Source organism: Pseudomonas mohnii (assembly GCF_900105115.1).
GTDB lineage: Bacteria > Pseudomonadota > Gammaproteobacteria > Pseudomonadales > Pseudomonadaceae > Aquipseudomonas > Aquipseudomonas mohnii.
On record NZ_FNRV01000001.1, the window covers coordinates 1,027,271 to 1,052,478 of the forward strand.

The following is a 25,208-nucleotide window of genomic DNA, read 5'->3' on the forward strand; positions in this document are numbered from 1 at the left end:
CCAAGGAGCACACAGCATTATGAACCTGTCCCGAAACTTGCTTATCGGCGTCGCGCTGACCGGCCTGCTGCTCAGCGGTTGCACCTCGAAAGTCACCGAGAAAACGCAGTACTCCGGTTACCTGTCCAGTTACGACAACCTGCAAGAAGTACAAACGCCCAGCGGTGGTACGGCGATGCGTTGGGTGAGCCCGTCGTGGAACCCCAATGCCTACGACACGGTAGCGTTCAACAAGCTGGAGCTTTATCCGACGCCCAAGCCCAACGAGCGGGTGAACCAGCAGACGCTCAACGATATCCAGAACTACATGACCAACACGGCCAAGAGCACGCTGGGCCAGAAATACCGCGTGGTCACCACGCCGGCCTCCGCACCCAAGGGCTCGAAACTGTTGATCATGCGCGCGGCGATCACCGGGGTGAACGCTGAAAACGAGGGCATGAAGTGGTATGAAATCGTTCCGGTTGCCGCCGTCGTCGGTGGTGTCAGCGCCGCGACCGGCCATCGGGACCAGGACACCACCCTGTTTATTGAGGCCGAGTTCATCGACGCGAAAAGCAACCAGACCGTGGGCCGGGTTGTGCGCAAAGTGTTCGGCAGCACCCTGGAAAATGATAGCCAGAAGATCACCGCCAAGGATTTCAAAGCGGCCATCGACAAGCTGGGTGCCGACTTCCAGGCCTTCATCAACAAACCTCAAGCGTACTGATTACTGCTTCATGCCGACCCGCCGACGCATGTCGGCGGTGATCGACTGCCTGGTTTTCTTCAGATCCGCCCAAGGCTCATTGCCGACCTCCGCCAGGCGTTCATGCACGTTATGAATGTTCCACTGGTTGCCGCCCTTGAGCGACTCGACCTCTTCACGAAAGATCGGCACCGACACCGGCAAGCCTTCGCGGGTACGCGCGGCATAGGCGCAGATGGTGGTCGCGCCCAGACCATTGCGCAGGTAATCGATGAAAATCCGCCCGACCCGATTCTTCGGCCCCGACACGGCGGAAAAACGCTCCGGCAGCAGTTTGGCCATGTGGCTGACAATCGCGTGGCTGAAGTCCTTGACCTCATCCCAGCCCAGCTTGCGGGTCAGTGGCACCACCAGGTGAATGCCCTTGCCTCCGCTGGTCTTGAGAAACGCCTTGAGCCCCAGTTCATCGAGCACCGAAAGGGTCAACTGGGTCGCCTCGATCATGCGCTTCCACGGCAATGCCGGATCCGGGTCGAGGTCGAGGACGAAGCGGTCGGGTTTGTCGAGATTGTCTGATGTGGCGTTCCAGGTGTGCAGTTCCACCGTACTCATCTGCACCGCGCCAATCAGCGCTTCGGCGCTGTTGATGACCATCATCGGCTGGCCGGTGAGTTTCTGGTCCAGGGTAGTGATGCCGGGAATGGCCAGGTGCTCGGCGTTTTTCTGGAAGAACAATTCGCCGGCAATCCCGTCCGGGGCCCGCACCAGCGCCACCGGGCGGTCCTTGAGCTCGGGCAAAATCCACTCGGCAACGGTGGCGTAATATTGCGCCAGTTGCATCTTGGTGCTGCCACTGCTGGCATCGATGATCCGGTCCGGGTGGGTGATACGGACCTTGCCCTTGTCCAGGCCGATGTGTGAGGGCGCGGGGTCGGCGTTCTTTGGCGCGGCGGTGGGTTTGGCAGTGCTGCTTTTTTTTCCAGGGGCAGTTTTCACGGTCATCGCTCGCTCCTCGGTGATGCCTTTGGCAGGCTTGTCGTCACGCAGGCCATGGAACACGGCATGGCGTACCGAGCCGTCCCGGGTGATTTCGGCAAAGGCCACTTCCGCGAGTAGCCGGGGCTTGAGCCAGTGCACCGTCTTGAACTCGACACCGTCGGGCGGATTGACCACCGCCGGTTTTTTCGTCTGCAAGGGTTTGAGCTGGTCGTGGAGGCTGGCGAGTGTCGCCTCGTTAAATCCGGTGCCGACCTTGCCGGCATAGCGCAGCTCACCGCTGTCACGGTCATGCAAGCCCAACAGCAATGCACCAAATGCACTGCGCGAACCCTTGGGGTCAGTAAAGCCGACGATGACGAATTCCTGCCGATGCTTGCACTTGAGCTTGACCCAGTCGCTGCTGCGCCGGGACACGTAAGGCGACCCCAGCCGCTTGCCGATCAACCCCTCCATGCGCATCTGACAGGCGCTGTTGAGCAACGCCTGCGGTTCTTCTTCAAAGCCGTCGGAGAAACGCAGCAAGGGGTGATCACCGGCCTTGAGCACTGTCGCCAACGCAGCCCGGCGTTCTTCCACTGGCACTTCGCGCAGGTCCACACCATTGAGGTACGGCAGGTCGAACAGGTAGTAGACGATGTGGCCGCTGCGACCGGCCTCAAAGGCATTTTGCAGGGCCTGAAAGTCCGGTACGCCCTCCTCGTCCACGACCACCATCTCGCCGTCGAGCCATGCCGATTCCAGGTGCAGGGCGGCCAATGCCTCGGCCTGTCCGGGCAGCTTGTGGGTCCAGTCGTGGCCGTTGCGCGTGAAGAGTTTGACCTCGTCGTGGTCGATGCGGGCCATGATCCGGTAACCGTCGAACTTGACCTCATAACGCCACTCACCATCCGGGGCCTTCTCCACCAGCGTCGCCAGTTCCGGCTTGATCAACTCCGGCAATCTGGCTTTGCGCGCGCCGGTCAGTGGCCCGGGCTTTTCCTTGCGTGCCGGGGTGGCCGGTTTCTTGATCGCTTTGGCCTTGGCGTTTTTTCCGCCCGAACGGTTGACCGCGACCGGCTCCGGCGTTGCCGACATATCGCGCCTGCGGTTGTAGTCATCCAGGTCCTTGTTCATGGCTCACCTGCTGCTCGCTACAGGACGCGATTGCTCGTCCCTCCCTCAGCAGAGCGAGCCATGCGAACGAAAATTCCATCGGCATTGAAAACGCCCGGACAGACGGCCCGCACAGCCAGGGCGGTCGCCGCGATCCAGTGCTTATACTCAACCGGTGTTGACTCACTCTGGGAGAGCAATCATGCGTACGGTTCACGTCATCGACGCCGGGAATGTTCCAGCGCCGGTCAATGTCGTTGGCGAGACGATCACCATTCTCGCTGGCGGGGACCTGAGTAAACCCTTTGAAGTGCATATCCAGGAGGGTGTGAAAGGTGGCGGCCCGCCCCCGCACTTTCATCCGTGGGATGAAGCATTCCTGGTCATCGATGGCCAGGTTGAAGTGACGGTGGAGGGCAAGGCCACGACTATCTCGCCCGGTGGCTATGTGCATATCCCCGGCGGCTCGGTCCATGCGTACAAGAACATCAGCCCCACCGCAAAGATCATCGGCGTAGTGTCCGACCCGCGCGGCGGGCAGTTCTTTGCCGCAATGGACCGCTTCAAGGTGCCCGAGGACCTGCCACGGATCTTTGAAGTGGCCGAGCGCTTTGGCGTTACCTTTCTGCTGCCGAAGCCGGGTGCCACTTCAGCGGGCTGACCGCGTTATCGTTCTTCGCGGACAAGCCCGCTCCCACAGGGATTTCGCAACGGCCACGGATCGTCTGTTCACCGCAGATCAAACTGTGGGAGCGAGTGGGCTCCGGGCGGCATTCCGACGATGGCGTGCAGGCAAACAACCTGATCTTCAGGCCGCGCCGCCCTTGGCCTGCTGTTCCAGATGCACCTGCAATTCTGGGGCGATGTTCAGGGCGGCCGCCAACTCATCCAGATAATTGCGCTCGGCGTCCTGTTGATCGTCCACCAGCATGACGCTGGCCAGGTACATTTCCGCCGCCATGCCGGGGTCGGTGGCCCACTGAGCCACTTCGCTGGCGTCGAGCGGTTTGGCGACTTCGGCATCAAGCCACTGCTGCAGTTGCGGGTCGTCGGTGTGACGGCCGATTTCAGTGCTGATCATCTGTTTTTCAGCATCGTCGATCCGCCCGTCAGCCTTGGCTGCCGCGATTAATGCTCGAAGAATGGCGTGACTGTGCGCCTCGACTTCCGGGCCGGCCAACAGGTCCACGGTGCGGGGCGCCTGTTGCGGCGCGGCGGCCTGGCTGCGTTGCCAGGCTTGATAGGCCTGAAATGCCATCATTCCCAGGGAAGCGAGGGCGGCGTAGTTGGTGCCGCCACCGGAGCGCGAGGGGGCCGTGCCACCCCTTGGCGAACCACCGCCGAGCAAGCCACCGAGCAAACCACCCAAGCCGCCCGGGCCACCGCCTGCACCGGCGGCACCGCCACCGCCCCCCAGCAGGCCGCCGAGCAACCCGCCGAGGTCACCGAGCCCACCTTGGGCCGACGCCCCACCCGCGCCCCGTTGCGACATAGAGCCCTGGCCGGCCCGCAATAATTGTTCGAGCAGATCGCTGGTGTTCATGACGGCGTCCTCATCGATGAGAGTGATCCAGTCAGGCAACAATAGCCCTCGCGCCCGATTGCGCCACCACCGTTTGGCTGACACGTCCCCCATTCGCGGCCGTAGATTTATCTGCAGTATTTTTTACGGCGCAGCTAAGATTCATGAGTGGTGAACCTTATTCCCGGATACCCGGTCGATACCTGCAACCCGACCCGGTTTGCCGCCGCCCGCCAGATGAGGGTGATGACTGGCTTGCTTCACTTTCTGGAGAACGCCCCCGTGATATCGACACTACACATCGCCAGGCTCAAAGCATGGGGTGCCCATGGTTTTACCGCCACCGGCGTCGTCACTGCCTTCCTCGCGACCCTCGCCCTGCTCGATAACCAGCCGACCAGTTGCCTGCTGTGGCTGGGCGTGGCCCTGATCGTCGACGGCCTCGACGGTGCGCTGGCACGCAAGGTCAATGTGCAGTCAGTGCTGCCCAGTTTCGGCGGCTCGATCCTCGACCTGGTGATCGACTACCTGACCTATGTCTTCATCCCGGCGCTGTTCATCTACCGCTACATTCCACTGCCGGACTACACCTTGCTGCTGACCGTGTCGCTGATCCTGGTGTCATCGCTGTTCTGCTTCTGCAACGTCAACATGAAAAGCAAGGACAACTACTTCCAGGGCTTCCCTGCCGCCTGGAACGTGGTTGCCCTGTGCCTGTACATCATCGCGCCGTCGCCGTGGGTGACCTTCCTCACCGTGATCGGCCTGGCGCTGCTGACCCTGACCCGCATGAAGTTCCTGCATCCGTTCCGCGTGCGCCGCTTCATGCCGGTCAATATCGCGGTGACGGCTATCTGGTTGCTATGCAGTTTGTCGCTGGTGATCAACCATCCGTTGATCAATCCGATGGTCATGGGGCTTTGGCTGCTGATGTCGGCGTATTTTCTGGGGATCTGCTTGTGGCGCACGGCGCTGGAGTGGTTCGACGGCTCACGGCTCAAGTAGCGCCATGCCCATCCACATCGTGCGGCTCGGCGCCCCGCGCCAACCCGAAGAAGGCCTGCGCCTGGGCACCGTGCGCCGCCCACCCCGCGGCGTACCCAAGGCCGAGTTCGCCAGTCGGGATTTCTATGATGTCTGGCAGCCGTTGCTGTCTCCGAGCCAGGAACTGGTGCACGAAGCCAAGTCCGCCGAAGACGAGAAGGCCTGGCACGCCTTCAAACGCAAGTTCAAGGCCGAGATGAACCATCCGGTGCCCAGCCAGTTGCTCGATCTGCTGGCCGCCCTCTCCCATCACACCTCGCTGGCCGTCGGCTGTTACTGCGAGGACGAAGCCCATTGTCATCGCTCAGTGCTGCGCGAGTTGCTGGTGGCAAGGGGGGCCGAAGTGGTTTAACCCGCCCGACATCAGCGCAAATTGCCTGTGGGAGCGAGCTTGCTCCCACAGGGGGTGATGCCTTGTCGACTTAACGCCTTGTCATCACCACCTCCAGATACTCACCCGGCACCACCAGCGACTTTTCCCCTGCCCGGTTCGACTGGTTGATCAGCTCGATCAGGTCATGTTCCAGGGCCTGGGCGCCGTCGGGTGGCAGCGCGGCAAAGGCCTTGTGCATCGGCCCATACCACGCCCGGAAGGTGTCGATGAAATGCGCCGCCGAGCGATAGCGGAAATTGAAGATCCGGCGCGTGACCTGGACAAGGAAGTCGCGCTCGTCGAAGTGCGCGCGCAGCCAGGCTTCGGTGCCCCACTGCGACGGCGGCAACGCGCCGGGCGGTGGAGGCAGGTGTTTACCCAGCGTTTTGAACATTTGGCCGACGAAGCCTTCCGGTGTCCAGTTGGCGAGGCCGATCCGGCCTCCCGGCCGACAGACCCGCGCCAGTTCCGCGGCAGCCTTGGGCTGGTCCGGCGCAAACATCACGCCAAAGGTCGAAAGCACCGCGTCAAAACTGGCGTCCTCGAAGGGCAACGCTTCAGCGTCGGCCACTTGAAAGACGACATTGTCATTCAGGCGCTCCGCCCTGACCCGGTCTTCACCGCGTTCAAGCAATGCGGCGACATAGTCCGTCGAGCGGACCCTGCAACCGCGACGCGCCGCCGCCAGCGTGGCATTACCGTTGCCGGCGGCCACGTCGAGCACTCGCTCATCGCACAACAGGTCACAGGCTTCGGCCAGTTGTTCGCCGACGATTTGCAGGGTGGTGCCGATCACGGCGTAGTCGCCACTGGCCCAGGCAGCCATTTGACGGTTTTTCAGGGCAACAAGATCAATGGGTGTACTCATGAATTCCGCTCCGTTGCGGTTTGGAACGCAACCCGGCTTATTCCGCCGTGGTGGGATCGATGATGTGGGTGACTTCAGAGATGCGATTGGCCGGGAAACCACTCAGCCTGGCGTGCTCCATGATCTGCTCTTCGCTCGGCGCGATGTACACGCAATAGAGCTTGTCACCGGTGACATAGCTCTGGAGCCACTGCACCTGCGGCAACTCGCGCAACGCCCGGCAGGACTTTTGCGAAGCGGCTTTCAAATCCCTTTGTGACAGTGTCCCAGCGCCTTGAATCTCGCGTTCTATGACGAACTTAGGCATGGCAACCTCTCATTCTTGTTATGGATGACAAGGCCGGCGGGCCCTGCGTGACCACTATCGCGCCGGGCAAAGGCGGCGTCCTGCCCGATCGTCGGCCAAGACTGTCCGATCGTCCGGAGGTTTCATGCTGGGCCACGACAGGCTCACAATCAGCTTCTGACCCACGATCGGCATGGGAAAACCCTCATGGATGCCCTGTCACAGACCCTGCGTGTCGTGCGCCTGGTCGGCGCGATTTTCATCAACGCCCGGTTCACCGCACCCTGGTGCTACCAGTCACCGAGCGCCGACAGCGCCGCGCCGTTCCTGGAGCCAAACGCCGAACGAGTGGTGATCTTTCACTTGATCACCGAAGGCGAGTGTTACGTCGAACTGGGCAACGACCCGCCGCTACGGCTGACGGCAGGCGATGTCGTCGTGTTCCCGCAAGGCGACGCCCATCGCATGTGCTCCGCACCAGGCCTGATTCCGGCCAGCGGCGCGCGTCTGGATGCGGTCCTGTCGCGCCGGCCCCGGCAGTTGAGCTATGGCGGTGGCGGCGCGACCACGCGCCTGGTGTGCGGCTATCTGGCGTGCGACACGCGGTTGGCGAGGATGTTGCTGACGGGGTTGCCGCCCGTGGTGCGAGTCAATGTACGCGGCTCGGCGGCCGGTATCTGGCTGGAGTCTTCGGTGCATTACGCCCTGGCCGAAGCCCGCTCCCCCAGGCCGGGCGGCGAAGGTGTGCTGGCGAAACTGGCCGAGGTGTTATTCATCGAGGTACTGCGTCTGTACATGCACGAACAGGGCAAGGGCCGAACCGGTTGGCTGGCCGGCGTGAGCGACCGGATCGTCGGCGCCGCCCTCAACGCGCTGCACGACAAACCCTGTCACTGCTGGACCCTGGAAGAGCTGGCTCGAACCGCCGGCACATCCAGATCGGTACTCGCCGAACGTTTCCAGCAACTGGTCGGGATTTCGCCAATGCAATACCTGACGCAATGGCGGATGTTGCTGGCGGCCAATCTGTTGCGCAGCAGCAACAGTTCGCTGCTGCGCATTGCCGAAGAAGTCGGATACCAGACGGATACGGCGTTCAGTCGGGCATTCAGGCGAGAGTTCGGATCGCCGCCAGCGGCGTGGCGGCGCAGTCAGGAAAACCGGACGGCTCATTGATCTTTTTTACGCCGCTGGAGCGCCGGCCTTCGCCTCCTCCAGCAACTGCTGGATCATCTTCTCCTGGGTCTCATAACTGCCCTCACCAAAGTGCGTGTACCGCACCTGCCCCTTGGCATCGATCAGGTAGTGCGCCGGCCAGTACTGGTTGTCGAAGTTGCGCCAGATCGCGTAGTTGTTGTCGATCGCCACCGGGTAGGTGATGCCGTACTCCTTCACCTTGTCCCTGACGTTGTCGATGATGCGTTCGAACCCGTACTCAGGGGTATGCACGCCAATCACCACCAGGCCGTCCTTCCCGTATTTCTTCGCCCAGTCCTTCACGTACGGCAGGGTGTGCTTGCAGTTGATGCAGTCGAAGGTCCAGAAGTCGACCAGCACCACTTTGCCCTTGAGCGACTCGTTGCTCAGTGCGGGTGAGTTGATCCATTCCACGGCACCGGACAGCGACGGCATGGCGCCTTTGGCGTTGTCCATGGACGAATCGGCCTTGGCCTTGCTGACCAGGTAGTCGACGACTTTCGGCACGGTGTCCAGCAAGCCTTTCTCGACACGGCTGACCCCCTCCGACGAGGTATTGGCCAAAAGAACGTCATCAGCGTCAGTGGAAATCATCACGGCACCGGCCAGCACCGCCACCCCGGCGCCACGACGCAGCCAGCCGGTTACGGGAATCGAAGGTTTCAGGCGATTGACCAGGCCGCGACCGGCGAAGATCAAGGTGCCGAGGGACAACGCACTGCCAGTGCCATAGGCCACCAGCAACAGGCTGGTCCCGGCATTCGCGCCTTGCAGCATGGCGCTGGTGAGGATTACCCCGAGGATCGGCCCGGCACAGGGTGCCCACAGCAGGCCGGTGGCGACACCGATCATGATCGAACTCAACGGGCCGGACATTTTGCGGCTGTCGGGGTCGATGCGGTTACCCAGCAGAACGAAAGGCCGTGCCAGCCAATCGCCGACCCGGGCGGAAATCAGCGACAGGGCGAACAGCACCATCACGATCAGGGCCACTTGGCGCCCGGTGCTGCTGGCCTTGATCACCCATTCACTGCTGACCACCGCCAGGCTCGAGATCAGGGCGAAGGTCAACACCATGCCGCCCAGGGTCAGGATGATCGATGAGCGCGTGCGATGGGCGCCGGCGAACAGGAACGGCACAACCGGCAGGATGCAGGGGCTGAGCACGGTCAATATGCCGCCCAGGAAAGCGATGAGGAACATGGGATCACCTTGGAAATGAGGGTGGCAATTCACAGGGGAACGGTGGTGGTGTCAGGCTGCCTGGCTATCCAGCTGCTTACCCTGCGGCGTGCGGCTATAACCGTTTTCGGCAACGACTTGTCCCTGCGGCGTGCGGTTGTAGCCGTCCTCGGCGAGAAAGGCGTCGCCGCCCTTCTGCGCCACGGGCGTCAGTTGAGAGCAGGTGCTGCTGCCGCAGGCGCTTTGTTCCACGGCGGCGTTGGCGTGGGCAGCGGCGCCGGCGACGGAAAAGGCAATGGCGGTCAAGTAGCGGCTGATGTGGTTCATGGTGTTCTTCCTGGATTCAAAAGGGATGGGTAATGGCGAATCGTGGGACTCAGTTGTCCGAGTTGCAGCTGTCAGAAATCTTGCGATAGTCCAGGACCCGGGTTTTGCTCTGGGAGTCCAGGTAGGTCAGTTGCGCATTCACGACCCCGCAGGAAGGCGTGGCGTCCTGTTTCGACGACACCACTTTCTTGATGTCCAGTTGCGTGCCGTAGGTGTAGGTTTTAGGGCTGACATCCGCTTCGGCGCGGGCCGACAAGGTGCAGATATTCAGCGCGGCAAACAGGCAAGCGGCATAGATGGCTTTGGTGTTCATGGCGTTTTCCTCAAGGTTTCAACGGATAGGTCATTTGTTGGCTAGAGGCGGTTGGGGGTGCCTCGATGGAACCTATTAGAAGCCCCTGAGGTATCCCGTATGTGTCGGGAACAGGCGCGGGTAAATCGGCAAGTATCAAAGCCGGGCCGGGATACACAGGGATACAAACCCCCTGAAAATTCGCGTTTTTGCGTCTGTGTGTATCCATCGACTGGCCAGATACACTGCAATACAAAGGGCTACGGGCGAGCGGGCCAAGGCTCGATAAACTGTGCGACATCCCCCACTGACAGAGGCAGGCACCCATGGAACACGTCGATCACATTCTCATCGTTGACGATGACCGCGAGATCCGCGAACTGGTGGGCAACTACCTCAAGAAGAACGGCCTGCGCACCACGGTCGTGGCGGATGGTCGGCAGATGCGCAGCTTCCTCGAATCCACGCCGGTAGACCTGATCGTGCTGGACATCATGATGCCGGGCGACGATGGCCTGATGCTCTGCCGCGAGCTGCGCGCCGGCAAACACAAGGCCACCCCGGTCTTGATGCTCACCGCCCGCAACGATGAAACCGATCGCATCATCGGCCTGGAAATGGGTGCTGACGATTACCTGGTCAAGCCGTTCGTCGCCCGTGAACTGCTGGCGCGAATCAACGCCGTGCTGCGCCGCACACGCATGCTGCCACCGAACCTGGTGGTCACCGAAACCAGCCGCCTGCTGGCTTTCGGGCGCTGGCGCCTGGACACCTCGGCCCGCCACCTGCTCGATGAGGACGGCACCATGGTCGCGCTCAGCGGTGCGGAATATCGCTTGCTGCGGGTATTCCTCGACCATCCGCAGCGGGTACTCAACCGCGACCAATTGCTCAACCTGACCCAGGGCCGCGACGCCGACCTGTTCGATCGTTCCATCGACCTGTTGGTGAGCCGCTTGCGCCAGCGCCTGCTGGACGATGCCCGCGAACCGGCCTACATCAAGACCGTGCGCAGCGAGGGCTACGTGTTTTCCCTGCCCGTGGAAATCGTCGGTGCCCCCTCGTGAGTCTATCGATGCATTGGCCTCGCACCCTGGCGTCGCGGCTGTCGCTGATTTTCCTGATCGGCCTGATCCTCGCCCAGGCCCTGTCTTTCGGTGCGCAGTACTACGAGCGTTACGAAAGCTCGAAAAACACCATGCTCGGCAACCTGGAAACCGACGTCTCGACCTCCATCGCCATCCTCGACCGCTTGCCGGCCAACGAGCGCGCCGGCTGGCTGCAGCAACTGCAACGGGCCAATTACGGTTATCTGCTCAGTGACGGCGAAAAAGGCACGCCCATGGACTTGGACATGGCCGAGGCGCCGATGGCGATGGCCTCGATCAAGGACGCCATTGGCCAGGATTACCCGATGACCTTCACCGACATTCCCGGGCCGAAAAAACACTTTCAGGTGCACCTGACACTCTCGGACGGCAGCCCGCTGACCATCGACGTACGGCCTTCGATGGTGCCGTTGTCACCCTGGCTGCCCATCGTCCTGCTCGGACAATTGGCGCTGATGCTCGCCTGCACCTGGCTGGCCGTGCGTATCGCCATCCGACCCCTGAGCCGTCTCGCCGAAGCCGTGGACACCCTCGACCCCAACACCCACCCGGTGCTGCTCGACGAAAAAGGCCCGACTGAAGTCGCGCACGCGGCCAGGGCCTTCAACGCCATGCAGGCGCGCATCGCCGCCTACCTGAAGGAGCGCATGCAACTGTTGGCGGCGATCTCCCATGATCTGCAAACGCCGATCACCCGGATGAAACTGCGCGCCGAATTCATGGACGACTCCGCCGAAAAAGACAAACTCTGGAACGACCTCGGCGAAATGGAACACCTGGTGCGCGAAGGCGTGGCCTACGCGCGCAGCATCCATGGCTCCACCGAAGAAAGCCGCCGCACGGATCTGGACTCGTTTCTCGACAGTCTGGTCTTCGACTACCAGGACATGGGCAAAGAGGTCCAGTTGAACGGCAAGAGCGCCACCGTCATCGACACCCGCCCCCATGCCTTGCGCCGGGTGCTGGTCAACCTCACTGACAACGCCCTCAAGTTCGCGGGTTCTGCCGAATTATTGGTGGAGAAACAGGCCGACGGCAGCGTGTCGGTGAAAGTCATGGACCGTGGTCCGGGCATCGCCGAAGAGGAACTGGCCCAGGTCATGCAGCCGTTCTATCGCGTGGAAAACTCCCGCAACCGCAGCACCGGCGGCACCGGCCTGGGCCTGGCGATTGCACAGCAACTGGCGTTGGCGATCGGGGGATCGCTGACATTGAGTAATCGTGAGGGCGGTGGCTTGTGCGCGCAGCTCAAGTTGCCGGCGCGCTCGGCTTGAAAGACCGGGGTTTCGGGTCAATCCGCAACCCCGGCCATGGGCACCGCGTTAAATGACAAACCTCGACACCAGCGCGTTCAAATTCACCGCCAGGCGTGACAGTTCATGGGAGGCGGCGCTGGTCTGGTTGGCGCCTGTGGCGGACTGCGTGGCGAGATCGCGAATATTCACCAGGTTGCGGTCGACTTCGCGAGACACCTGGGCCTGCTCTTCGGACGCACTGGCGATGACCAGGTTGCGCTCGTTGATCAAATGGATCGACTGAGTGATCTGCTCCAACGCGACACCGGCGGCACGCGCCATTTCCAGGGTGCTTTGGGTGCGTTGATTGCTTTGCTGCATCGACGCCACGGCTTCACCGGTACCGTTCTGGATGCCAGCGACCATTTTTTCGATTTCCTGGGTTGATTGCGCTGTGCGATGGGCCAGCGCCCGCACCTCGTCCGCGACCACGGCAAAACCGCGCCCGGCCTCACCGGCACGGGCGGCTTCGATCGCAGCGTTCAACGCCAGCAGGTTGGTTTGCTCGGCGATGGCACGAATCACATCCAGCACCTTGCCGATGTCGCGTCCCTGGGCGGCCAGGCCTTCGATCATCAGCGAGGTGGTGTGCACGTCTTGGGTCATGGTCTGGATCGCGTCGACGGTCTCCACCACACGGTCGCGGCCTTCCCGGGCGGCCTGGGTCGACTGGCTCGAGGCTTCGGAGGTCGATACCGCGTTGCGTGCCACTTCTTCCACGGCAGCGGTCATTTCGTTGACGGCGGTGGCCGCCTGTTCGATTTCGTTGTTCTGCTGTTGCAGACCGCGAGAGGCATCTTGGGTCACGGCGCTGAGCTCTTCAGCGGCGGCCCCCAGTTGCGTGGCGGAACCGGAGATCTGCTCGATGGTTTTGCGCAAATTGGCCTGCATGATCGACAAGGCACCGAGCAGCCGACCCGGCTCATCCTGGCCATCGGCCTCGATGGTTTTGCTCAGATTGCCATCAGCGATGGTCTGCGCCGCCAGCAAGGCGCGGTTCAGCGGCGTGACGATGCTGCGGGTCAGCAGCCAGGCCAGCAGGATGGTCATCAACGCGGCCAGCACGGCAACGACGACAATCCCGAGAATGGCGCTGCTGTAGTTGGCGCCCGCTTCGGCCGAGGCGGTTTTGGCATAACCGGTATTGAGTGCCACCAACTTGTTGAGCTGTTCACCCATCTGATCGGTGCCGTCCTTGATCCGCGTGTTGATCAGCGTGCGCATTTCATCGAGCCTGTTCTGGCGCGACAACTCCAGCATCTGCTCCTGGGCTTGCATGTAGCTGTCCAGGGTAGCGGTGAATGTCTTGTACAGCTGCGCTTCTTCCGGCTGGGATGGCAACGCGGCATAACTGGCCTGGGCGCTGCGCAGCTTGTCGACCAACACACCGATGCGCGTCTGGGCATCCTGCAGAGCTGCTGGATCACGGTTGACCAATACCCGGAACGACAGAATGCGCATGCGCAACACGTTTTCGGTAATGTTGCCAAGAAAACCGACGCTGGGCAGTTGGTTCGTTTCCATGTCCAGGGAGGCCTGGCGGATGATACTCATGCGATTCACCGCAAACACCCCCAGCACAATGACCAGCAGGGCAATGAAGGCAAACCCCAGGAAAGCTCGAGGCGCGATACTCAGATTACGCAGTGACATAGGATGATTCTCGGGTGTTGGTGGCTACGAGCATCCATGCGTGATCACTGAACGGCAGGCGTCGGCGCGCCCGTTTCAGATGGGCGCCCTTGTTGTAATGGGTTTGTGTGCGCCTGTTAGTTGTATCGGCCAGGCTTGAGGTTTATTGCGGGGATCGCGCAAATAAATTTCAAAGGGTTACGAGTGTTTCAACGGTGAAACACATGGAACGAATGTGCAACATCCAGATGTATACGAGCCCTGTAGGAGCTGGCCTGCCAGCGATGGTCCTTAACGATGGCGCGGACTCGATGGATAACAGAAGTGGTTGTGAATCCATCGCTGGCAAGCCAGCTCCCACAGGATCGGGTCCATCCGCAAAAAATCAGTTGATGACGCCCACCACCCCTTCCCCATGCAGCTGTTGGATCAATGCCAAACCGTTTTCGAAGAACGTCTGCGAGCCGGTCATCCCCGCCTCCTCCGCCAACCCCTGCAACTGCGCACGGCCGTCCAGCCCGGGAAACTCACCCAGGCGCTGCAACAGGCGCCACGCCAGCGGGCTCAGTTCGGAAAACTTTACGCTCCAGTCTTTAGCCCGTCGCACCAGCAACAAGGTCGGCTGATCGGGTGCGGTATCGGGCTGATAGCCCGGTCCGACCCGCTGCACCGGCCAGCTATAGGCCAACGGCCAGGCCAGTGGCGAGATGTGCAACGGGCGGCTCAGCAACCCTTCTGCATCGCCGGCCGGCAAAGGCTCGGCTTCGGATTGTTGCAGCGCCATTTCGACCCATTCGTAATGCGCCAGCTCCACCATGAATGGCGGCCAGGAACCCTCGGCCAACGCTTGCGGCTCGGACGCCAGGAACTCGACGAATTCCTCGGCGATCTCGCCGAACTTCGGCGTGTGGGCGCGGTAATCGCGCAGAAACGCCCGCACCAGCGCACGCCACCGGTCATCACCCAGGATGTTCACCAGCACCGGGAAGGTGCCGCTGATCAACGACGACAAGTTGGCGAACACCAGGTCGCGATAAACCTGTGCCCGCGCCGGGTCCATCTCGGCGGGTGGCGCACAGTGTTCAGGGTCGCGCAGGTACAGGCCCATGCTGTGTTGTTGTTCATGCAACGAGCGCTTGGCCACGGCTTACCTCCTCGGCCTGCAAGCGGCGAATGGTCTGCAACTCGGCGACCAGTTCGGAAAACACCGGAAAGTTGAAATCGCGCTCCAGCAACGTCGGGTGGGCGCCGAACCGGGCATAGGCCTCGGCCAGCAATGACCACACCGCCGGCTTGACCGACGCCCCGTGGGTGTCGATTTTCAAGGTGTCGGACTCATCGAAATGCCCGGCGATGTGCATGGCCACCACCCGGTTCGAATCGATGCCGGCGAGGAATTCGTGTGGATCGAAACCGTGGTTGATCGAGTTGACGTAAACGTTGTTGACGTCCAGCAGCAGATCGCAGTCGGCTTCGCGCAATACCGCGTTGGTGAATGTCACCTCGTCCATGTCCTGCTGTGGCGCGGCGTAATAGGAAACATTTTCCACCGCCAGGCGCCGGCCGAGAATGTCCTGGGCCTGACGAATGCGCGCGGCGACGTGGTGCACCGCTTCTTCGGTAAACGGCAACGGCAACAGGTCGTAGAGGTGACCGTCATCGCTGCAATAACTCAGGTGCTCGCTGTACAGCGGCACGTTGTAGTGATCGAGAAACACCCGCACCTGCTGCAGGAACCCGACATCCAGCGGTGACGGCCCGCCCAGGGACAGTGACAACCCGTGGCAGGACAGCGGATAGCGTTCGGCCAGGGCTCGCAGTGCCGCCCCCTGGGCACCGCCGATGCCGATCCAGTTTTCCGGCGCGACTTCGAGGAAATCGAAATGGCCGGCCGGGGCGGCCTGGAGGTCTTTGATTAAACCGCGACGCAAGCCAAGCCCGGCGCTGGCCTTCGCTGAAATGATGGGGGTTTGCATGGTGTCGATCCCTGGGGTTGTCAGTACGCAATCACAGTTAATCGAAGTGATGTATCTGTTCTGTGTTCAGCGGTGGCCTTGAATTGAGGGGGACTGTATCGGGAAGGCGGTTAGATACAGTGGGATACATACGCAGGCACTGCTGGCCAAATCCCCGTCGGAACGGCGGTCCAACGATTCGACTTGCCCGCGATGAGGCTGGCAGATCTGGCCTATTTGTTGATTGACACTGCGCTATCGCGGGCAAGCCCGCAGGGGTCCTTGGTCGCCAGGCAAAGCGCCATTCGACCAGCGAACTAAGCTTAATGCACCCAGGACATGCAAATCGTCCTGAACATCCCCCACGACCACCGCCCAGCGGCGGCTTGCCCAGGCAAACAATGCCTCTGGACTGTGATCCTCTTGAAGGAGCACACGTGATGGACGAGGCCAGACTCAATGACTTCATGGGCAAACTGGTGAGTGACATGGGCGGCGCGGCGATGCTCGCCAACGTCATCCTCGGCGAAGAACTCGGGCTGTACCGGGCCATGGCCGACAGCCAGCCCGTCACCCCTGAAACACTCGCCGGCAAGACCGGCTGCAACCCACGCCTGGTGCGCGAATGGCTCAGCGCCCACGCCGCTTCAGGCTACATGGAACACTCCGACGGACAGTTCCGCTTGCCCGAAGAGCAAGCCCTGGCGTTGGCCATCGAGGACTCGCCGGTCTACATCGCCGGCGGCGTCGGGGTGGTCGCTTCGTTTTTCCATGACAAGGACAAACTGGTCAACGCCATGCGCGGCGACGGCGCCCTGCCCTGGGGCGATCACCATCCGTGCATGTTCAGCGGCACGGAGCGGTTCTTCCGTCCAGGCTACAAGGCCCACCTGATCGCCGAATGGCTACCGGCTCTCGATGGCGTGGTGGCCAAGCTGGAAGCCGGCGCGAAAGTGGCGGACATCGGCTGCGGGCATGGCGCCTCCACCGTGATCATGGCCCAGGCCTTTCCCGAGTCGCGATTTGTCGGCTTCGACTACCACGCGCCCTCCGTCACCGTCGCCACCCAGCGCGCCGAAGAAGGTGGCGTGGCCGGCCGGGCGCGATTCTTCCAGGGCACGGCAAAGAGCTACCCCGGCAACGACTATGATCTGGTCTGCTATTTCGACTGCCTGCACGACATGGGCGACCCGGTCGGCGCGGCCAGACATGCCTACGAGTCACTGAAACCGGACGGCACGGTGCTGCTGGTGGAACCCTTCGCCAACGACTCGCTCGATGAAAACATCAATCCGGTCGGTCGTTTGTTCTATGCCGCCTCGACCTTCATCTGCACGCCCAACTCGCTGTCCCAGGAGGTTGGTCTCGGCCTCGGCGCCCAGGCGGGCGAAGCACGGTTGCGCAAGGTGTTCACCGAAGCCGGATTCTCCAGTTTCCGCCGGGCGACGGAAACGCCGTTCAACCTGATTCTTGAAGCACGCAAGTAAGTTCGGTTGCCTTTTGTAGGCGCTGGCTTGCCAGCGAAGATGGGTCAGGTACATTGATGTCGACTGACACACCATCGCGAGCAAGCTCGCTCCTACAGGTTTCCCGACATGCTCGACAGCCTGACCCTCGAACAACTCGACCGGCTCCAGCAGCTCATGGACGATCAACCGTACGTGGTTCTGACCGGTGCCGGGATCAGCACCCCGTCGGGCATTCCGGACTATCGCGACAACCAAGGCGTACGGCGTGGCCGGCAGCCGATGATGTATCAGGAGTTTCTCTCCGCGCCCGAGTCCCGCCGACGTTACTGGGCGCGGGCGATGCTCGGCTGGCCACGGGTGCGCCAGGCCCGGCCGAACGTGGCTCACGACACCCTGGCCCGATTGCAGAGTACCCGGCAGATCAGCGGCCTGATCACCCAGAATGTCGATACCCTGCACGACCAGGCCGGCAGTCATGATGTGATCGAACTGCACGGCAGCCTGCACCGGGTGCTGTGTCTGGACTGCGCCAAACGCAGTGAACGGGATTCGATCCAGCAACAGATGGAAGCACAGAACCCCTATCTGGCCGGCGTTGATGCGGTGCAGGCGCCGGACGGCGACACCCTGCTGGACGCTGCCTTCGAAGCCCGCTTTCAAGTACCCCGTTGCCCCTATTGCGCCGGTGAACGGATGAAACCGGACGTGGTGTTCTTTGGCGAAAACGTCGCGCAGGAAACCGCCGCCAAAGCGATGGCTGCGGTGGAAAAGGCGGCCGGGCTATTGGTCGTCGGCTCGTCGTTGATGGCCTATTCGGCATTTCGCCTGTGCCGCGCGGTGGTGGATCAGGGCAAGCCATTGCTGGCGATCAACCTGGGCAAGACGCGGGCCGACGACCTTCTGGACTTGAAGATAGAGATGTCCTGCGAGCAGTTGTTGCCCTTATTGGCACAGCGCCTCTCCCACCTCTGACGCGACCCAATCCCCGTAGGAGCGAGCCTGCTCGCGATGGATGTCAACGATGACGCGGGCTATCTGAATGCCCGCGGTGTCCTGGCGTCCATCGCGAGCAGGCTCGCTCCTACAAGATGGGAGATCAATGTCCTACTGCCTGCCGACTCAGACTTTCTTCTTTAAGCACATCAAACAACGCCTGCGCCGCCGCCGACAGCTCTCCCCCCGGCAACGTCAACACCCCTAGCGCCCGCTCAACCACCGGGTCGCGCAAGGTGATGCACCGCGCGCCCAGTTCGCGCATCTGCCCGGCGCACAAGGCCGGCACCGCGCTCACACCCAGTCCGCTGGCGACCATCCGACCGACCGTGGACAACTGATGGCTTTCAAACTCCACTGGCAATTTCATGCCCCGCGCCTGCAAGTGTTCCTCCAGCATTACCCGCACCGTCGATGGGCGCTGCAAGGTAATGAACGGTTCCTTGAGCAAGGTCTGCCAGTCGATGTCATCCCGCGTGGCCAGCGGCGAGTCAAGGGGCACGACCGCCACAAAGCGGTCAACGTACAACGGCGTGAAATGCAACGACGAATTCTGGGTCGGTTCGAACGCCACCCCCAGCTCCACCTGGCGGTCACGGACCATTTCCAGCACTTGCTCGTTGATCACGTCGTTCACCGTGACGTTGACTTTCGGGTAGCGCGCGCGAAAGGTCTTGAGGATCGGTGGCAGCAGGTTGCCGGCGAACGACGGCATGGCCGCGAGGGTCACGCGCCCGCGCTGGAGGGTGAAGCGCTGGCGCAATTCATCTTCGGCATTGTCCCAATCGGCAATCAGGCGGCGCGCCAGCGGCACCAGCGATTCACCCTCGGCGGTCAATGCGACATTGCGCGTATTGCGGGTGAACAATCGCCCGCCCAGGCTCTCCTCCAGCGCCTTGATGGTCAGGCTCAGGGCCGACTGAGACAGGTGCAAGCGCTCGCAGGCCACCGCGAAACTCAAACTCTGGGCCACTGCCAGGAAGGCGCGGATCTGCTTGATGGTCAATGTGCGTTGCTCCAGTTGTAAGCTACGAGCTCTAAGCTGCAAGATCGAAAGCAGCAATTTGATGAGTTTTATCAATTAATACAGCCAAAAAAACAACTTAACAAATCAATCTTGCGGCGAGACACTCAACCCTATTCGGCTAGCCAGCCGCCCATAAAGAATAAAAGAGGTGCATATGGCAGGTTTCGACAAGCGCGTGAGTTCCTACGAGGAAGCTCTGGCAGGTCTTGAAGACGGCATGACGGTGATCGCCGGCGGCTTCGGCCTGTGCGGGATCCCGGAAAACCTGATCGCCGAGATCAAACGCAAGGGCACACGCGACCTCACCGTGGTCTCCAACAACTGCGGCGTCGACGGCTTCGGGCTCGGCGTATTGTTGACCGACCGCCAGATCAGCAAAGTCGTGGCCTCCTACGTCGGCGAAAACAAGCTGTTCGAAGAGCAACTGCTCAAAGGCGAAATCGAAGTCATCCTGACCCCCCAAGGCACCCTCGCCGAAAAAATGCGCGCAGGCGGCGCCGGCATCCCGGCGTTCTTCACCGCCACCGGCGTCGGCACCCCGGTTGCCGAAGGCAAGGAAGTGCGCGAATTCCATGGCCGCAAGTACCTGATGGAAGAATCCATCACCGGCGACTTCGCCATCGTCAAAGGCTGGAAAGCCGACCATTTCGGTAACGTGGTCTACCGCCACACCGCCCAGAACTTCAACCCGCTGGCCGCCACCGCCGGCAAGATCACCGTGGTCGAAGTCGAGGAAATCGTCGAACCCGGCGAACTGGAACCGTCGCAGATCCACACCCCTGGCATCTACGTCGACCGGATCATTTGCGGCACGTTCGAGAAGCGCATCGAACAGCGCACCGTGCGTAAGTGATCCCCCTGCCCCCGGACCGAATGAAGGAATAACAACAATGGCACTTTCCCGCGAACAAATGGCTCAACGCGTCGCCCGCGAAATGCAGGACGGCTTCTACGTGAACCTGGGCATCGGCATTCCGACCCTGGTCGCCAACTACATCCCCGAAGGCATGGAAGTCATGCTGCAGTCGGAAAACGGCCTGCTCGGCATGGGTCCTTTTCCTACTGAAGAAACCATCGACGCCGACATGATCAATGCCGGCAAACAAACCGTGACCGCCCGTATCGGCGCTTCGATCTTTTCCTCGGCCGAGTCCTTCGCGATGATCCGTGGTGGCCATGTCGACCTGACCGTGCTGGGCGCCTTCGAAGTCGACGTACAAGGCAACATCGCCTCCTGGATGATTCCCGGCAAGCTGGTCAAGGGCATGGGCGGCGCCATGGACCTGGTGGCGGGCGCGGAAAACATCATCGTTATCATGACTCACGCGTCCAAGGACGGTGAGTCCAAGCTGTTGTCCCAATGCAGCCTGCCGCTGACCGGCGCCGGTTGCATCAAGCGCGTGCTGACCGACCTGGCCTATCTGGAAATCCAGGACGGCGCCTTCCATCTCAAGGAACGCGCACCAGGCGTCAGCGTTGAAGAAATCGTTGCCAAAACCGCCGGCAAACTGATCGTGCCGGACCACGTTCCGGAAATGCAGTTCGCTGACCAGTGAGGAATCATTCCATGCAAGAAGTCGTCATTGTTGCCGCCACACGCACCGCCATCGGCAGTTTCCAGGGCTCCCTGGCGAACGTATCCGCCGTTGACCTGGGCGCGGCGGTCATCCGTCAGTTGCTGGCGCAAACCGGCCTGGACCCTGCCGAAGTCGATGAAGTGATCATGGGCCAGGTATTGACCGCCGGCGCCGGGCAAAACCCTGCGCGCCAGGCATCGATCAAGGCCGGCCTGCCCTTCGCCGTCCCTGCCATGACCCTGAACAAAGTCTGCGGCTCCGGCCTCAAGGCCCTGCACCTGGGCGCCCAGGCCATCCGTTGCGGCGACGCCGAGGTGATCATCGCTGGCGGTCAGGAAAACATGAGCCTGTCCAACTACGTCATGCCCGGCGCCCGCACCGGCCTGCGCATGGGCAACGCGCAACTCGTCGACACCATGATCAGCGACGGCCTGTGGGACGCGTTTAACGATTACCACATGGGCATCACCGCCGAAAACCTGGCCGAGAAGTACAGCCTGACCCGCGAGCAGCAGGATGCATTCGCCGCCGCCTCGCAGCAGAAAGCCACCGCCGCCATCGAAGGCGGGCGTTTTGTCGATGAGATCACGCCGATCCTGATTCCCCAGCGCAAGGGCGATCCCCTGTCCTTCGCCACCGATGAGCAACCACGGGCCGGCACCACCGCCGAATCCCTGGGCAAACTCAAGCCAGCCTTCAAAAAGGACGGTTCGGTGACTGCCGGTAACGCTTCGTCGCTCAACGACGGCGCCGCCGCGGTGATCCTGATGAGCGCCGAGAAAGCCAAGGCCCTGGGTCTGCCGGTACTGGCGAAAATCGCAGCTTATGCCAACGCTGGCGTGGACCCGGCGATCATGGGCATCGGCCCGGTGTCGGCCACCCGTCGTTGCCTGGACAAGGCCGGTTGGTCCATCGATCAACTGGACCTGATCGAAGCCAACGAAGCCTTCGCCGCACAATCCCTGGCTGTGGCCAAGGACCTGGAATGGGACTTGAACAAGGTCAACGTCAACGGCGGTGCCATCGCCCTGGGCCACCCGATCGGTGCGTCGGGTTGCCGGGTACTGGTGACGCTGTTGCATGAAATGATCAAGCGTGACGCCAAGAAAGGCCTCGCCACCCTGTGCATCGGTGGTGGTCAGGGCGTGGCACTGGCGCTCGAGCGCGCCTAACGTGTTCAACAGGCTGCACGGGGACCCACGAAGAACCGCCGTAGCCTGGTAAAACACCCGGTGTGACGCAGGTCACACCGGGTTCTTTTTGCCTGGGCTTCAGGCAAATCTGACCAGGTTCAAAATCGGCAAAGGGCCGCCCGGAAACTGTGCCAGCCTTGCCCCGACACTCAGCGTCCCCAGATCGATCCCGAAGAATCCCACTCGCTCGATCAAGTCCACCACCTGCGCTTTGGCGTCGGCATCGTCACCCGAGACAAACAGCACGCGCCGTCCGCCCTCTGCTGCCGGATCACGCTCAAGCAATCCCGCCGCCAGGTGATTGAAGGCCTTGACCACCCGCGCACCGGGCACCCACTCGGCGAACACTTCGCTGGACATACGGCCTTGCAGATCCACCGCCTTGAACGATGGCGCCTCAATCGAGTTGTTGGCATCGATCACGATCCGCCCGTCAAACGCCGGCAGCCCCGCCAGAGCGGTCGGCAACTTCGACCAGTTCACCGCCACCAGCACGATAGGCTGGGCGGCCGCCTCTTCACGGGTGCCGGCGCGAGCGGTCGGCCCGAGGTCTGCCACCAGTGACGCCAGGCTTTCAGGACCGCGACTGTTGGCGATGACCAGTTCGATGCCTTGACGCGACAGTGCCCGGGCAAACGCTGCGCCGATTGCGCCGGCGCCGATGATTCCGATGGTGCTCATGGTTTTTCACTCCGAGGGGGTTGTGGTTGGAGTGAATACTGCGCTTGCCATTAGCGCTTTATTAGCCGGTAATAACTTGAATGATATTCAAGCATTGCTATCAGGTGTCGATCCATGGAAACCCTCGCCAACCTTGAATCCTTTGTGCGCAGCGCCGAAACGGGGAGTTTTTCCGCGGCCGCGCGGTTGCTCGCACTGACGCCTGCTGCGGTCAGTCGCAATGTGGCGATGCTCGAACGCAACATCGGCGTCCGCCTGTTCCAGCGCTCGACACGCAAATTGTCCCTGACGGAAGCCGGCGAAAGCTTTCTGGCCAGCATCGGCGGCAATCTGGAGGCATTGCAAACGGCGATCAGCGCCGTGAGCACCGACCGTGGCGAACCCGCCGGCGTGCTCAAGGTGAGCCTGCCACCGACGTTTGGCATCAGCCATGTGTTGCCATTGCTGCCAGCCTTTCTTGCGCGTTACCCGCTGATCCGCCCCGAATGGCACTTCGAAAATCGCCAGGTGGACTTGATTGCCGAAGGCTATGACGCGGCCATCGGAGGGGTGTTCGAGCTGACGCCGGGGGTGATTTCAAGAAAACTCGCGGCGGCCGATATTGTCGCCGTGGCGTCCCCTGCGTATCTGGCGGGACAGGTCCTGCCCGCCCACCCGACAGAGTTGTCTCGACTCAATGGCATCGTGATGCGCGGCAGCCGCACCGGACGCATTCGTCAATGGCTGATGCAAGATGACGCCGGCCATGAAGCCACGGCCAGCCTGAACGAGAACATCGTGCTCAATGACCCGGCGGCCATGCGAGAGGCGGCGCTTCTTGGCTTGGGCGTAACCCTGCTGGTACTGCCTGATGTCCAGGCGCATATCCAGCGCGGCGAGCTGGTGCGTGTGCTGCCGGACTGGCATGCCGATGGGGGGGCGATTTCGCTGTATTACCCGAGCCGGACGCTGATGCCGGCCAAGACCCGGGTGTTCATTGACTTCATGGTCGAGGCGTTTCACCGCGACAGCGCATGAGGGTTCATCGCCAGTACCAGACAACCATTGCTCACTGGCGGTAGCAGTTTGCTGTCACTCAACCCAGAAACTGCAGGATCAACCAGCTGTTCGCCCCGCTGATCAGCACGAACAACCCCCACGCCAGCACCCGCGTCGGTAACCGGTTCACGAACGGCCCCATGAGCCTGTGATCGTTGGTCATCCGGATCAGCGGGTACAAGGCAAACGGCAACTGCAGACTCAGCACCACCTGACTGAGCACCAGTAACTTGCCGATGGCATCGTCGCCCATCAGCCACACGCCAATGAACGCCGGGATCAATGCCAGCCCGCGGGTGATCAAACGCCGCTGCCAGCAAGGAATCCGCAGGTCGAGGAAACCTTCCATGATCACTTGGCCGGCAATAGTGCCGGTAAAGGTCGAACTCTGTCCCGAAGCCAGCAGTGCAACGCCGAACAGCACGCTGGCCAACGCCCCGCCCACTAGCGGGTCGAGCAGGTGATAGGCGTCCTGGATATCCACCACATCGGTATGCCCGGTCTTGTGAAACGCCGCGGCAGCGAGAATCAGGATGGCCGCGTTGACCAACAGCGCCAGGGCCAGGGAGCCGATGGTGTCGATGCGCGCCAGTTGCACGGCGTCCTGCTTGCTCGCCAGGTCCTTGCCGATCAGCCGGGTCTGTACGATCGAAGTGTGCAGGTAGAGGTTATGCGGCATCACCGTGGCCCCGAGAATGCCGATGGCCAAATACAGCGGCGCGGCCTCGCCGATGGCGGAAAGTGAAGGCGTGAAACCTCGGGCAACGTCGGGCCAGTAAGGCTTGATCAACAGCAGCTCGACGAAGAAACACGCGCCGATGGTGGCCACCAGCACCAGCATGATCGCTTCCAGACGGCGAAAGCCCCGGTTTTGCAGGGCCAGCACCAGCAAGGTATCGAACGCCGTCAGCGCAATACCGAAGGTCAGCGAACACCCCAGCAGCAAATGGAACGCCAACGCACAACCGAGCACTTCGGCCAGGTCGGTGGCGATAATCGAGATTTCCGCCAGCAGCCACTGCGTGCGCGCCGTCCGCGTGCTGTAGCGCTCCCGGGACAACTGCGCCAGATCACGCCCGGTGGCGATGCCCAGGCGCGAACACAAACACTGCACCACCATCCCCGCCAGACTCGCCAGCAGCACCACGAACAGCAAGCTGTAGCCAAACCGCGAGCCGGCCTCGATGGCGGTCGCCCAGTTGCCCGGGTCCATGTAACCGATGGACACCAGCAAACCGGGCCCGGCGAAGCGCAGCACGCGTTTGAAAAAGGAAGCGTCGGGGTCGACGGTAACGCTGCCCGCCACTTCCGGGGGGCAAAACGGCGCGGTGCCGATTTTGGGCAAGCTGAATTTCACGCGAAGGTCCAT

26 protein-coding genes are annotated in these 25,208 nt (G+C 61.8%); 13 read left to right on the forward strand and 13 right to left on the reverse strand.

The features are described 5' to 3' along the window. The first annotated feature begins 19 nt into the window (after nucleotides 1-19). Nucleotides 20-709 carry a DUF3313 domain-containing protein gene (locus tag BLV61_RS04665; RefSeq protein ID WP_047530510.1) on the forward strand — a complete coding sequence of 230 codons (690 nt, stop codon included), beginning with the start codon at nucleotides 20-22 and terminating at the stop codon, nucleotides 707-709. Here the strand turns inward: BLV61_RS04665 and ligD are convergent, their stop codons facing one another. Further along, nucleotides 710-2,800, reverse strand: coding sequence for a DNA ligase D (ligD, locus tag BLV61_RS04670; protein WP_090462936.1), 2,091 nt, complete (start codon nucleotides 2,798-2,800; stop codon nucleotides 710-712). 181 nt (nucleotides 2,801-2,981) lie between these two features. On the opposite strand from ligD, the gene BLV61_RS04675 reads away from it, so the two are divergent. Then, nucleotides 2,982-3,440, forward strand: a complete 459-nt coding sequence (locus BLV61_RS04675) for a cupin domain-containing protein (protein WP_047530513.1) — start codon at nucleotides 2,982-2,984, stop codon at nucleotides 3,438-3,440. A gap of 147 nt (nucleotides 3,441-3,587) precedes the next feature. Here the strand turns inward: BLV61_RS04675 and BLV61_RS04680 are convergent, their stop codons facing one another. Continuing rightward, nucleotides 3,588-4,322, reverse strand: a complete 735-nt coding sequence (locus BLV61_RS04680) for a tellurite resistance TerB family protein (RefSeq protein ID WP_090462939.1) — start codon at nucleotides 4,320-4,322, stop codon at nucleotides 3,588-3,590. A 261-nt stretch (nucleotides 4,323-4,583) separates the two neighbouring features. Between BLV61_RS04680 and pcsA the strand changes: the two genes are divergently transcribed. Both pcsA and BLV61_RS04690 read left to right on the forward strand, forming a co-directional pair. Continuing rightward, nucleotides 4,584-5,306 (forward strand): phosphatidylcholine synthase, encoded by a 723-nt coding sequence (pcsA, locus tag BLV61_RS04685; RefSeq protein ID WP_090469762.1) that lies wholly within the window; start codon nucleotides 4,584-4,586, stop codon nucleotides 5,304-5,306. A 4-nt stretch (nucleotides 5,307-5,310) separates the two neighbouring features. Then, on the forward strand, nucleotides 5,311-5,697 hold the full coding sequence (locus BLV61_RS04690) for a DUF488 domain-containing protein (RefSeq protein WP_047530517.1): 387 nt from the start codon (nucleotides 5,311-5,313) through the stop codon (nucleotides 5,695-5,697). Nucleotides 5,698-5,767: 70 nt separating this feature from the next. On the opposite strand, the gene BLV61_RS04695 is transcribed toward BLV61_RS04690, so the two are convergent. Next, on the reverse strand, nucleotides 5,768-6,586 hold the full coding sequence (locus BLV61_RS04695) for a class I SAM-dependent methyltransferase (RefSeq protein WP_090462942.1): 819 nt from the start codon (nucleotides 6,584-6,586) through the stop codon (nucleotides 5,768-5,770). A 37-nt stretch (nucleotides 6,587-6,623) separates the two neighbouring features. Beyond that, complete coding sequence (locus BLV61_RS04700; RefSeq protein WP_047530521.1) at nucleotides 6,624-6,893, reverse strand: DUF4242 domain-containing protein; 270 nt, start codon at nucleotides 6,891-6,893, stop codon at nucleotides 6,624-6,626. Between the two features lie 186 nt (nucleotides 6,894-7,079). Here BLV61_RS04700 and BLV61_RS04705 point away from each other — a divergent pair, with 186 nt between their 5' ends. Next, on the forward strand, nucleotides 7,080-8,048 hold the full coding sequence (locus tag BLV61_RS04705) for an AraC family transcriptional regulator (RefSeq protein ID WP_090462945.1): 969 nt from the start codon (nucleotides 7,080-7,082) through the stop codon (nucleotides 8,046-8,048). A gap of 6 nt (nucleotides 8,049-8,054) precedes the next feature. Here the strand turns inward: BLV61_RS04705 and BLV61_RS04710 are convergent, their stop codons facing one another. Genes BLV61_RS04710 through BLV61_RS04720 form a run of 3 tightly spaced genes read right to left on the reverse strand, consistent with a single transcriptional unit; the run spans nucleotide 8,055 to nucleotide 9,891 of the window. After that, the gene (locus BLV61_RS04710; RefSeq protein WP_090462948.1) at nucleotides 8,055-9,272 is read right to left on the reverse strand and encodes a cytochrome c biogenesis protein DipZ; all 1,218 of its coding nucleotides are present in this window, start codon (nucleotides 9,270-9,272) and stop codon (nucleotides 8,055-8,057) included. Nucleotides 9,273-9,323: 51 nt separating this feature from the next. Then, nucleotides 9,324-9,578, reverse strand: a complete 255-nt coding sequence (locus BLV61_RS04715; protein ID WP_090462951.1) for a hypothetical protein — start codon at nucleotides 9,576-9,578, stop codon at nucleotides 9,324-9,326. A 49-nt stretch (nucleotides 9,579-9,627) separates the two neighbouring features. Continuing rightward, nucleotides 9,628-9,891, reverse strand: a complete 264-nt coding sequence (locus tag BLV61_RS04720) for a DUF2790 domain-containing protein (protein ID WP_090462954.1) — start codon at nucleotides 9,889-9,891, stop codon at nucleotides 9,628-9,630. Between the two features lie 305 nt (nucleotides 9,892-10,196). Between BLV61_RS04720 and BLV61_RS04725 the strand changes: the two genes are divergently transcribed. Both BLV61_RS04725 and BLV61_RS04730 read left to right on the forward strand, forming a co-directional pair. Beyond that, nucleotides 10,197-10,937 carry a response regulator gene (locus BLV61_RS04725; protein WP_047530534.1) on the forward strand — a complete coding sequence of 247 codons (741 nt, stop codon included), beginning with the start codon at nucleotides 10,197-10,199 and terminating at the stop codon, nucleotides 10,935-10,937. After that, nucleotides 10,934-12,253, forward strand: coding sequence for an ATP-binding protein (locus tag BLV61_RS04730; RefSeq protein ID WP_090462957.1), 1,320 nt, complete (start codon nucleotides 10,934-10,936; stop codon nucleotides 12,251-12,253). Before BLV61_RS04725 ends, BLV61_RS04730 begins: the two co-directional genes overlap by 4 nt. A gap of 48 nt (nucleotides 12,254-12,301) precedes the next feature. Here the strand turns inward: BLV61_RS04730 and BLV61_RS04735 are convergent, their stop codons facing one another. The 3 genes from BLV61_RS04735 to BLV61_RS04745 form a co-directional block, all read right to left on the reverse strand. Beyond that, a complete protein-coding gene (locus BLV61_RS04735; protein ID WP_090462960.1) occupies nucleotides 12,302-13,927 on the reverse strand; it encodes a methyl-accepting chemotaxis protein in 1,626 nt (541 codons plus the stop codon). 364 nt (nucleotides 13,928-14,291) lie between these two features. Then, nucleotides 14,292-15,050, reverse strand: a complete 759-nt coding sequence (locus BLV61_RS04740) for an HvfC family RiPP maturation protein (RefSeq protein WP_090462965.1) — start codon at nucleotides 15,048-15,050, stop codon at nucleotides 14,292-14,294. Continuing rightward, complete coding sequence (locus BLV61_RS04745) at nucleotides 15,028-15,882, reverse strand: HvfB family MNIO-type RiPP peptide maturase (RefSeq protein WP_090462968.1); 855 nt, start codon at nucleotides 15,880-15,882, stop codon at nucleotides 15,028-15,030. Before BLV61_RS04745 ends, BLV61_RS04740 begins: the two co-directional genes overlap by 23 nt. A 419-nt stretch (nucleotides 15,883-16,301) precedes the next feature. Between BLV61_RS04745 and BLV61_RS04750 the strand changes: the two genes are divergently transcribed. Together BLV61_RS04750 and BLV61_RS04755 are read left to right on the forward strand one after the other, a co-directional pair. Then, the gene (locus BLV61_RS04750; RefSeq protein WP_090462971.1) at nucleotides 16,302-17,348 is read left to right on the forward strand and encodes a class I SAM-dependent methyltransferase; all 1,047 of its coding nucleotides are present in this window, start codon (nucleotides 16,302-16,304) and stop codon (nucleotides 17,346-17,348) included. A gap of 108 nt (nucleotides 17,349-17,456) precedes the next feature. Then, nucleotides 17,457-18,302, forward strand: coding sequence for an NAD-dependent protein deacetylase (locus tag BLV61_RS04755; protein ID WP_090462975.1), 846 nt, complete (start codon nucleotides 17,457-17,459; stop codon nucleotides 18,300-18,302). A gap of 124 nt (nucleotides 18,303-18,426) precedes the next feature. On the opposite strand, the gene BLV61_RS04760 is transcribed toward BLV61_RS04755, so the two are convergent. Further along, nucleotides 18,427-19,329: a LysR family transcriptional regulator gene (locus tag BLV61_RS04760; RefSeq protein WP_047530549.1), complete on the reverse strand. Its 903-nt coding sequence runs from the start codon at nucleotides 19,327-19,329 to the stop codon at nucleotides 18,427-18,429. Between the two features lie 175 nt (nucleotides 19,330-19,504). On the opposite strand from BLV61_RS04760, the gene BLV61_RS04765 reads away from it, so the two are divergent. Genes BLV61_RS04765 through BLV61_RS04775 form a run of 3 tightly spaced genes read left to right on the forward strand, consistent with a single transcriptional unit; the run spans nucleotide 19,505 to nucleotide 22,099 of the window. Further along, nucleotides 19,505-20,203, forward strand: a complete 699-nt coding sequence (locus BLV61_RS04765; RefSeq protein ID WP_090462978.1) for a CoA transferase subunit A — start codon at nucleotides 19,505-19,507, stop codon at nucleotides 20,201-20,203. A gap of 37 nt (nucleotides 20,204-20,240) precedes the next feature. After that, nucleotides 20,241-20,906, forward strand: coding sequence for a CoA transferase subunit B (locus BLV61_RS04770; protein WP_047530552.1), 666 nt, complete (start codon nucleotides 20,241-20,243; stop codon nucleotides 20,904-20,906). Between the two features lie 11 nt (nucleotides 20,907-20,917). Continuing rightward, complete coding sequence (locus BLV61_RS04775; protein ID WP_090462981.1) at nucleotides 20,918-22,099, forward strand: acetyl-CoA C-acetyltransferase; 1,182 nt, start codon at nucleotides 20,918-20,920, stop codon at nucleotides 22,097-22,099. A 99-nt stretch (nucleotides 22,100-22,198) separates the two neighbouring features. On the opposite strand, the gene BLV61_RS04780 is transcribed toward BLV61_RS04775, so the two are convergent. Beyond that, the gene (locus tag BLV61_RS04780; RefSeq protein ID WP_090462984.1) at nucleotides 22,199-22,801 is read right to left on the reverse strand and encodes an NADPH-dependent F420 reductase; all 603 of its coding nucleotides are present in this window, start codon (nucleotides 22,799-22,801) and stop codon (nucleotides 22,199-22,201) included. A 114-nt stretch (nucleotides 22,802-22,915) separates the two neighbouring features. Between BLV61_RS04780 and BLV61_RS04785 the strand changes: the two genes are divergently transcribed. Then, nucleotides 22,916-23,818: a LysR family transcriptional regulator gene (locus BLV61_RS04785; RefSeq protein ID WP_047530558.1), complete on the forward strand. Its 903-nt coding sequence runs from the start codon at nucleotides 22,916-22,918 to the stop codon at nucleotides 23,816-23,818. A gap of 58 nt (nucleotides 23,819-23,876) precedes the next feature. Here BLV61_RS04785 and BLV61_RS04790 read toward each other — a convergent pair whose 3' ends face one another. After that, complete coding sequence (locus tag BLV61_RS04790; protein WP_090462987.1) at nucleotides 23,877-25,196, reverse strand: Nramp family divalent metal transporter; 1,320 nt, start codon at nucleotides 25,194-25,196, stop codon at nucleotides 23,877-23,879. Nucleotides 25,197-25,208: the final 12 nt, after the last annotated feature.